This window comes from Spirulina subsalsa FACHB-351, from assembly GCF_026130165.1.
GTDB lineage: Bacteria > Cyanobacteriota > Cyanobacteriia > Cyanobacteriales > Spirulinaceae > Spirulina_A > Spirulina_A subsalsa_A.
The window spans coordinates 25,872-34,683 of sequence record NZ_JAIHOM010000053.1 but is presented as its reverse complement, the minus strand read 5'-3'; the positions used below and the strand labels follow the sequence as shown (position 1 = coordinate 34,683).

The window sequence follows — 8,812 nt, the reverse complement described above, 5'->3', positions numbered from 1 at the left end:
ACGGTAGGGCATACCGGATCTAAAGCTTGGGGAGATTTGCCCTCTAGCCTGGTTGGAGCAATCCTGCTAGGTTATGGCGAGTCTGTGAACCAAGAATCCTCGTGCCTTTAGGCCGAGGAGTGTCAAATTTGAGGATGAGTTGGGACTAACTGAAGTTTCGACTAACAACAACTTAGGGCTTGCTGAATAACTTGGGGAGAGGGGGAGCAGGGGAGCAGGGGAGCAGGGGAGTGGGGAATTGATAATTGACAATTGACAATTGATAATTATTTCCGATTCCCTATTACCTATTCCCTATTACCTATTCCCTATTCCCTATTCCCTTGGTCAAGACAAGGGTTCACCGAGAAACCTGTTCTAGAATTTGTAGAACCTCCCGCTCAAACGTGACCTGAGCGCGATTGGTTTTTCCTCCCAAATAGAAGCGATCGCCTTTTTGCATAGCCCAAATCTGAGAATGGGACCAGTAACTCATCACCACACCCACCATCAACAAGGCAAATCCGGCATAGACAAGGGGAACGCCGGGATCAGCTTTAATTTGTAGCCCAGTGGAGCCAATGAGTTCCACCACCTTTAAGGTAATCCCATTGGGTAGCTCAATCCCCTGTCCAGTCCGCACGGCCCCCATGAGTTGGCCTTGACGATCATAGGTTAAGAGGGTTCCCTGTAAATCCCGAGCGAGTAAAGAAACCCCTTCACTTAAATCCGGTTTCGTGGGAACCCATGTCCCCCAAAAACGCCCTTTTAAGGCTGGTAAAGGGGCCATTGGCAAACGAAACACGGGACTGTTATTTAATTGAACTTTTACCCCAGAAATGCCCCAATCCGTTTGATAAAAGGTCACACCGTCATACCGTAAGGGGGTATTGACAGCAATGGTTTGATGTTTTAGTTCCGCTCCCTGTTCATCCACAACGGAGAGGTCAGAATAAAACTGGTCAATGTTGCCGTCTGGGGTGTAGTCAATCCAAAAACGATTGACCTTTACGCCCCAATCTTGGGGAATTTGACCTTTAGCCCAGGGCCCAGCATCAATGATGTTCTGGACGTGGAAAGTTTCCCCACTGGGGACGATTTCTTGAGCAAAAAATCCGGTCATTGCGCCCCAAATGCCGCCCGCGAGGACGATTAAGATCCCGGCATGGACTACGATGGGGCCAATGCGTCCGATGATGCCCTTGCGAGCATAGAGCGCGTCTTCTTGGCGAAAGACTTTGTAGTTGTATTGTTCGAGGAGGGGAAGCAGGGAATTAAGGGAGCCTCGATCTAATTCGGCGCTGAGGGCGAGTTTTTCAAACTGTGCCGCTTGGGTGCGAAATTTCCATGTTCTGGCGGCCTTGAGGGTGGGGAGTTGCCGGGTGAAGGTGCAAGCGGTTAAACTGCTGCCAAAGAAGACGAGGAGGGACAGAAACCACGGGGTACGATAAACGTGGTCAAGGCCTAGGGTGAGGAGGACTTTCCAGGTGAGAAATCCAAAGAGGGCGGGATCTTCGGGGTAGTTGCTTTGATAGTAGGACAGGCTTTGACCCTGTTCAATGACGGTGCCGCTAATGCTGAAGAGGGCGATGAGCAGGAGGAGGATAATGGCTAGACGTAAATCGGCGATCGCCTTTAAGCTACTACGCCACGCTTTTTTGACGGGAGAGGGCAGTGTGGAAGAAGTCATAATATTAGGCTATATTAGGCTAAACCCAAGGGCAGACGAGAGAGGAGGGAAAACACCCCGAACCCTATTAATAATGCACCACTCAGGGGATTAATCCAACCAGACCAGCGACGGAGTTCTAGGAGTTTTTTTAAGGAGGCGGTAAAGCTGCCTGCTAGGACTAAGGGGGCAACATAGCCCACGGCATAGGCTAAGAGGAGACTAGCCCCGAGGACTAAATCTTGAGATTCCCCCACCCAAAACAATAAACTGGCGAGGACGGGGGTGCTACAAGGGGAGGCGACTAAACCAAAGGTTAACCCCAAAAGGTAGGATCGCAATCCGGGCGGTAATTCTTGGGCAATCCAATCGGTGCCGCCCCAGTTGGGGAATTGAAGGGGAATTAATTCGAGTAGGTTTAAGCCCATCAGGATGGCGACGCAACTCACAATGATCGGTAAACCTACGCCAATTTGACCGTACACTCGACCGAGGGAGGCGGCGAGAATGCCCAGTCCGGCGAGGGTTGTGGCCAATCCAAGGGCGAACCAGAGGGATTGTGCGATCGCCTTTCCCCGTCCTTGGTCTTGGTAGCCGCCAATATAACCGATGGTAATGGGCAACATGGACAGCATACAAGGGGTCAAACTGGTGAGCAATCCTGCCAGTAAGATCACCCCCAAACTCAGCCAAGTCAGATGACTGAGTTGTTGCAGAACTAAGTGATCCGCCCATTGGGACAAGTTATAGAGTTGGGTTTGCAGGGTGTCGAGCATATAGCAATGAATCTAGGGGGGCAAGGTTCATCCTTGATCCTAGCGCGTCTGGTTCGCCACAACAGACTGGATGCTCTTTGATCTTTTAGATAAGTAAAATTTATCTAAAAAAAAGACCCGCGAGTTGTCGTTCTTGTAAATTTTTGTTAACTTAAGTTACAGAAAGCTTTACATTTCACACAAAGAGGCTGATATGGAAAACCAAGAACGGAACTCATTCAAATTTGGCTTTACCGAAGGTGCAGAAAACTGGAACGGTCGTTTAGCCATGATTGGCTTTGCTGCCGCTCTAATCATTGAATTAGTCAGTGGGAAAGGTCTGCTACACTTCTGGGGCTTAATGTAATTGCCCGCTAACCTCTGTCAATCTCAGAAAAAATTAATCTCGGAATAATCTCCTAACAAACACTGGATCGGGTTGCTACCCTTGTCCAGTTTTTTGTTGAGCTAACGCCGAGAAGCCCCGGGCTGTGCCGATCGATGAGCGCCGGGAGGATGTCGCGTTGAACTTGGGGGATTGTTGGGAGTCGGGAGTAATGTTATTAATTCCCTATTCCCTGACCTTGACAAGAGGACATTCATGCTTAACGGGTCAGCCTTGTTGAAAAATTAAAACCCCATCGCTTGGGCGATCGCACTCACATTAGGGGCTACTCCAGACTTAATAGGATTGTTGCAGTTTTGAATGGCACAATCAGGGTCTTTTAAACCATTCCCCGTTAACACACAGACAACAGTCGCCTCGGAGGGAACTTGGTCTTTCACCTTGAGCAATCCTGCCACCGAGGCCGCACTAGCGGGTTCACAAAAAACCCCTTCTTGACTCGCCAATAAACGATAGGCCTCTAGAATTTCCTCGTCTGTCACGGCATTAAAGGCCCCTTGGGAGGCTTCTTGGGCGGCGATCGCCTTATCCCAACTTGCTGGATTCCCAATGCGGATGGCCGTGGCAATGGTTTTCGGATCGGTGATGGGATGACCCTGAATAATCGGGGCTGCTCCCGCCGCTTGAAAACCCATCATTTTGGGCAGTTTTTGACAATGGCCCGCCTGATGATACTCACAAAACCCCATCCAATAGGCCGTAATATTCCCCGCATTCCCCACCGGAATACAAAGCCAATCGGGAGAGTCTCCTAAAGCATCCACCACTTCAAAAGCCCCGGTTTTTTGTCCCTCTAAACGGTAGGGATTGACAGAATTCACCAAGGTCACGGGATACTCTTGGGCCATCGTGCGCACGGCATTTAAACAGTCGTCAAAGTTACCCTCAATGGCAATCACTTCGGCCCCATAGACCAACGCCTGCGCCAATTTCCCCAGGGCCACATAACCATCGGGAATCACCACAAAAGCCTTGAGTCCGGCGCGTCTAGCATAGGCGGCGGCTGCTGCTGAAGTGTTCCCCGTACTGGCGCAGATCACGGCTTGAGCGCCCGCTTCCTTGGCCTTAGAGATGGCCATAGTCATTCCCCGGTCTTTAAAGCTGCCCGTGGGGTTTAGACCGTCATATTTCACATAAACTTTCACCCCTCGACCGATTTGTTGTGCGATCGCCGGAGCCGGAATCAGAGGGGTATTGCCCTCATGTAACGTCACAACCGGGGTATTTTCACTCACAGGCAAAAACGCCCGATACTCTTCAATTAAGCCTCGCCATTGCCCTCGGTGAGCCACTTGATCCGATGAATTTGTTGCAGAATAACTCAGAACCACAGTCCTTGAACCTTAAACATGAATTGCAAGCTGGAAGAGAGCCTTAAGCGCGCCCTTCCAGCTTCTTTTTCCATTATTCCATTGAATTTGACACTCCCGGACTCTAACCTCAAGGGCATTGAAAACCGGGAGTTTCACCCCAACTTCACGGTTTAACGCGCTTTATTCGGAACAGCAGATTTTTTCGGCAAGGAATCCGACGAGTCCTCGCTATTCTGCTTTCCCAGTTTGCGTAACTGACTCCGCTTAATGGGTTTATTGGGGTCAATATTCGGCACATCCCAATCTGACTTTAACCAATTGGGGCAAGACTGGTCATACACCATCTGTAAGGCGGCGGCGGCGATCGCTTGGGGATCATATTCCGCGCTCAATTCCTTAACGGTAGAGAGGAAGGATGCCATCCGTTCCCCGGCTAAGGTTTCTTGCACCTTACTTTGTAATTTACTCAAGCGATGGGCTTCCACATCAGAACGACTGGGGATTTTATCCACAGCCAAGGTTTGGCGCACTCGTCGTTCAATGCGACGCAATAGATAACGATCCATCGGCTGAATCAGGGAAATCGCCGTTCCGGTTTTCCCCGCCCGTCCTGTCCGTCCGATGCGGTGAATATAGGTTTCGGTGTTATCGGGCAAGTCGTAGTTAATCACATGGCTGAGGTCTTCCACATCTAACCCCCGCGCTGCGATGTCGGTAGCTACCACTAAGCGCACTTGACCAGAGCGGAAGCGCTGAACTAGCCGTTCCCGTTGGTTTTGGCTCAAGTCACCGTGATACTCGTCTACGCTGTGACCTGCATCTTGCAGTTTGCTGGTAATTTCCGCCGCGCTGCGTTTTGTCCGCACAAAAATAATCCCGGATTCGGGGTCTTCCATTTCCAAAATGGGCAGCAGGGCTTTAATTTTAGTCCAACTGCGAGGCACCATATAGATTTTCTGCTCAATGCGAGTCGGTGCAGCTTTGGGCTGAGAGACGGTGACTGTGACTGGAGATTTTAGAAACTGCTGGACTAATTCCCGAATAGCCCCGGGCATAGTGGCGGAAAAACAGCAAGTTTTCCGTTGTTCCGGCGTGGTTCGTAAAATTTTCTTCACATCGTCAATGAAGCCCATGCTTAACATTTCGTCGGCTTCATCAAGGACGACCCATTGTAATTGATCCAGATTTAACTCATTGCGATCGAGTAAATCAATCACCCGTCCCGGTGTTCCCACAACAATATGCACCCCCCGCCGGAGGCTGCGAATTTGCCGTTCGATGGATTGACCTCCACAAACGGTTAAAACTCGTAACTTCCGGTTGACCCAAAAATCTTCAATGGCCTGGGCGACTTGTTGTGCGAGTTCGCGGGTCGGAGTCAAGATTAAGGCTTGTACCTCGGACCCTTGCAGATCAATCTGTTCAAGGATGGGTAAAGAATAAGCGGCTGTTTTACCTGTTCCTGTTTGGGATTGACCCACTACGTCGCGCCCCGCTAATAGTTGCGGGATCGCTTGCGTTTGAATCTCGGTGGGTTCACTGAAACCCATTGCTTCGAGATGCTCGACGCGCACATCAGACAGTCCCAGGCTTTTGAACGAAATTGTCATAGGTTACTTGTTGTTGCTTTCGTATAGTTTAGGAAAGTTAACGAATTTTGCAAATAGGGAAAAGGGCGGATTGTCAAGGGTGATCCCTAAGATTACCCAATTTTGTTAAGAAATCCTAAGCATACTTCCCATTGTAGAAGGTTTCTTACTTTCTGTCCGTTAATCTTTCTTGAGGATTGGGGATAGGAGGATTGAGTTTTGATGATTAATCATCTACATTGGCTCGTTGTTGGGCTTTAGCCCTTAAGCGGGGACGCCCAAGCGCAACTACAAACCTAGCTCGTTGTTGGGCTTTAGCCCTTAAGCGGGAGTGCCCAAGCGCAACTACAAACCCGGAACTATTTCCCCATACAAGTCATAAACGTCGGCATCCGTAATGTTTACAGGAACTAGACTGCCTAAATGGGCGGAGCCGTCTACATAGACTAAACCATCTACATCGGGGGCAAAACGGGCTGAACGGCCGATTAATTGCCCGGTGGCGGGGTTTTCTTGCTCGATTAGGACTTGTACCGTTTTCCCGATTTCGGCTTGGTTTTTGCGGGCAGCTATGGGTTGTTGAATCAACATTAGGCGATCGCGCCGTTCGTCCATCATCTCTTGATCTACCTGTTGGGGCAAGTCATGGGCGGGGGTGCCTTCTTCTGGAGAAAAGGTAAACACTCCCACATGATCAAACTCGTGACGCTGGACAAATTCGGCTAAATGCTCGAAGTGATGATCTTCTTCCCCCGGAAAACCCACAATAAAGGTGGTTCGTAATGTGGCATCGGGTAAAGCTGTTTTGAGCTTCTCGATGATCTCGTCATTCACTCGCCCTTGCCAAGGACGATTCATAGCGCGCAAAATTTCGGGATGGGAATGTTGCAGGGGTAAGTCTAAGTAGGGTAAAACGTTAGGGGTTTCCTGCATGGCGGCTAAGACGGCCGGGGTGAGTCCGGTGGGATAGGCATAGTGCATCCGAATCCAAGGTACATCCACTTGACCTAATGCCCGCAATAGTTCGGCTAGTTTGGGCTCCCCATACAAATCAATGCCGTAATTCGTCGTAATTTGGGAGATTAAGACCAATTCCTGCACGCCCTGATCGGCTAATATCTGGGCTTCTGTGACAATGGACTCGATGGAGCGCGATCGCTGATTGCCCCGCAAATGGGGAATAATACAAAAGGCGCAACGGTAATTACAACCTTCCGCCACCCGCAAATAAGCCACCCCCTCGGTGGTGGTGCGATAACGGGGAACTGTCTCATCCGCAATATATACGGGTTCTGCCGAGACTTCTTGCACCCGTTCCCCTTGTTCTACCCGTTGGATCACCTCTACGATTTTATGGTAGTCCCCACTGCCCACCACGGCCACCGCTTCGGGGATTTCGGCTAACAATTCGTCTTGAAAATGTTGGGCCATGCAGCCCGTAATTACAATTCTTTTGTCGGCTTCTGCTAGTTCTACTAAGGTGCGAACCGATTCTTCTCTTGCGGCCTGAATAAAGCTACAAGTATTGACAATAACATAATCGGCCGTTTCTTCGTTGGAGTCCACACCATAGCCTGCATCCACTAGCAGACCGATCATGTGTTCTGAATCAACTCGATTTTTTTCACAGCCTAAGTGCGAGAGCGCAATGGTTGGCTTGTTGCCCATGCTTTCCATTAGTTTGGATTTCGGACTCTCCATTCTAACATAATGAAAGCAGGATAGCAAGGGAGGAAACTCAGCAATCAGTTCCCTATTCCCGATTCCCTAACTAAAACCCCTCCCCCGAAAGGAGGGGAGAGGTTAAGTGACTCTAGATTGCACTCACAGGGACTCTACACTTGAGCGGGGGGGAATTCCGCCAAAGAATCCTCTTCTTCTTCGAGAATCACATGGGTACTGCCATTGTTGCTGTTCCCGTTCCCATTGCCATTACGCGGCACAATCAGACCATATCCGCCATGATTGCGAATATAAATCACGTTGATTTCCTCGCTGGCACTATTACGGAAAACGTAGAAGTCATGGTCAATCATCTGTAATTGATCCAGCGCTTCCTCGACGGACATGGGAGGCATAGCAAAGTATTTCATGCGCACTACTTCGGGAGGAAGTTCAGGTTGGCGATCGCCAATTAAATTTTCATCAACAGGTTTCTCCTCGATTACCTCACCTGTTTTCACCTGAGCATGAACTTTCTTGAACAGATGTTTCTCTTTGTATTTCCGCAGTTGACGGGCAATCTTATCCGCCACTAAGTCAATGCTTGCATACAAATCTTCACTACTTTCTTGCGCCCTGATGACCGTTCCATTCGCATAAACGGTCACCTCTGCTTTATGACTATTACTGATCCGGGGATTGCGGGCCACCGACAAATGAACATCAACTTTTGTGGTGATATTTTGGAAATGCCGAACTGCTTTTTCCAGCTTTTCCTTAACATAGTTGTGGATGGCTTCAGTGACTGCAATATTATTGCCCTGGATTAATAGCTTCATATCGATTACTCCATTTAAGTCTATTAAGTCGAACAGTTGAATGACTCCCCAACAGCAAGGCATTCATGCTGTTTAATGTGGAGTTATTCACAAAACTACTCGTTTCTTTACAAAAATTGAACTCTGCGAGAATTGAACTGTCTCAGCCTGAAAAACTTCTACACATTTGCAAATTACAATTCTGTAAACCGCAATTGTACCAGAAAGTTGAGATCAGTTATTGTCCCAGATATTTTACCAGAATTCCATTAAGCAAGTCGGGAGTAGCAACGAAGCCAAAAGCCGTGATTAGACTGTATTTTTCGGGTCAGTATTTTTCTTGGGGTTTTCCGGGGAAGTGTCTTTCTTTTAAACATGGATCGACAGAGATTTACTGCTTTTATTTTTGCCTTCAATCCCATATCATGGGATTGACAGTTCCTGCATTTTATGTGTGCAATCCTCCTGCTCTTAATTATAGCACGAACATAGCTCTAAGAATGAGTCTGAGCTTGCAAAAAACAATATGATGAGATTGGGCGGGTAGCCTCCTTTTTTCGACCTTGTTTTTAACCTTGCTTTGACCTTGCGCGTTAAAATAACGTCCTATTGTTCTACCTT

General features: G+C 48.7%; 7 protein-coding genes and 1 pseudogene. 2 read left to right on the top strand and 6 right to left on the bottom strand.

Going from position 1 to position 8,812, the window contains the following annotated elements; translation table 11 throughout:
• A pseudogene (locus K4A83_RS23180) lies at nucleotides 1-111 on the top strand (RNA-guided endonuclease InsQ/TnpB family protein); the annotation flags it as partial.
• Between the two features lie 229 nt (nucleotides 112-340).
• On the opposite strand, the gene K4A83_RS12185 reads toward K4A83_RS23180, so the two are convergent.
• Together K4A83_RS12185 and K4A83_RS12180 are read right to left on the bottom strand one after the other, a co-directional pair.
• On the bottom strand, nucleotides 341-1,669 hold the full coding sequence (locus K4A83_RS12185) for a cytochrome c biogenesis protein (protein ID WP_265264839.1): 1,329 nt from the start codon (nucleotides 1,667-1,669) through the stop codon (nucleotides 341-343).
• Between the two features lie 14 nt (nucleotides 1,670-1,683).
• Nucleotides 1,684-2,424 carry a cytochrome c biogenesis protein CcdA gene (locus tag K4A83_RS12180; protein ID WP_265264838.1) on the bottom strand — a complete coding sequence of 247 codons (741 nt, stop codon included), beginning with the start codon at nucleotides 2,422-2,424 and terminating at the stop codon, nucleotides 1,684-1,686.
• Between the two features lie 193 nt (nucleotides 2,425-2,617).
• Here K4A83_RS12180 and K4A83_RS12175 point away from each other — a divergent pair, with 193 nt between their 5' ends.
• On the top strand, nucleotides 2,618-2,770 hold the full coding sequence (locus K4A83_RS12175) for a chlorophyll a/b-binding protein (protein WP_017305021.1): 153 nt from the start codon (nucleotides 2,618-2,620) through the stop codon (nucleotides 2,768-2,770).
• Nucleotides 2,771-3,033: 263 nt separating this feature from the next.
• On the opposite strand, the gene thrC is transcribed toward K4A83_RS12175, so the two are convergent.
• From thrC to hpf, 4 genes are all read right to left on the bottom strand, one after another.
• A complete protein-coding gene (thrC, locus tag K4A83_RS12170; protein WP_265264837.1) occupies nucleotides 3,034-4,140 on the bottom strand; it encodes a threonine synthase in 1,107 nt (368 codons plus the stop codon).
• A 152-nt stretch (nucleotides 4,141-4,292) separates the two neighbouring features.
• Nucleotides 4,293-5,732, bottom strand: coding sequence for a DEAD/DEAH box helicase (locus K4A83_RS12165; protein WP_265264836.1), 1,440 nt, complete (start codon nucleotides 5,730-5,732; stop codon nucleotides 4,293-4,295).
• Nucleotides 5,733-6,056: 324 nt separating this feature from the next.
• Complete coding sequence (rimO, locus tag K4A83_RS12160) at nucleotides 6,057-7,379, bottom strand: 30S ribosomal protein S12 methylthiotransferase RimO (RefSeq protein WP_265264835.1); 1,323 nt, start codon at nucleotides 7,377-7,379, stop codon at nucleotides 6,057-6,059.
• A gap of 167 nt (nucleotides 7,380-7,546) precedes the next feature.
• Nucleotides 7,547-8,212 (bottom strand): ribosome hibernation-promoting factor, HPF/YfiA family, encoded by a 666-nt coding sequence (hpf, locus tag K4A83_RS12155; protein ID WP_265264834.1) that lies wholly within the window; start codon nucleotides 8,210-8,212, stop codon nucleotides 7,547-7,549.
• Nucleotides 8,213-8,812 lie beyond the last annotated feature (600 nt).

Excerpts from the sequence above, each read along its gene's own strand:
- K4A83_RS12185 (WP_265264839.1), bottom strand. The coding sequence starts at position 1,669 with ATGACTTCTTCCACACTGCCCTCTCCCGTCAAAAAAGCGTGGCGTAGT.
- K4A83_RS12175 (WP_017305021.1), top strand. The coding sequence starts at position 2,618 with ATGGAAAACCAAGAACGGAACTCATTCAAATTTGGCTTTACCGAAGGT.
- K4A83_RS12180 (WP_265264838.1), bottom strand. The coding sequence starts at position 2,424 with ATGCTCGACACCCTGCAAACCCAACTCTATAACTTGTCCCAATGGGCG.
- rimO (WP_265264835.1), bottom strand. The coding sequence starts at position 7,379 with ATGGGCAACAAGCCAACCATTGCGCTCTCGCACTTAGGCTGTGAAAAA.
- K4A83_RS12165 (WP_265264836.1), bottom strand. The coding sequence starts at position 5,732 with ATGACAATTTCGTTCAAAAGCCTGGGACTGTCTGATGTGCGCGTCGAG.
- hpf (WP_265264834.1), bottom strand. The coding sequence starts at position 8,212 with ATGAAGCTATTAATCCAGGGCAATAATATTGCAGTCACTGAAGCCATC.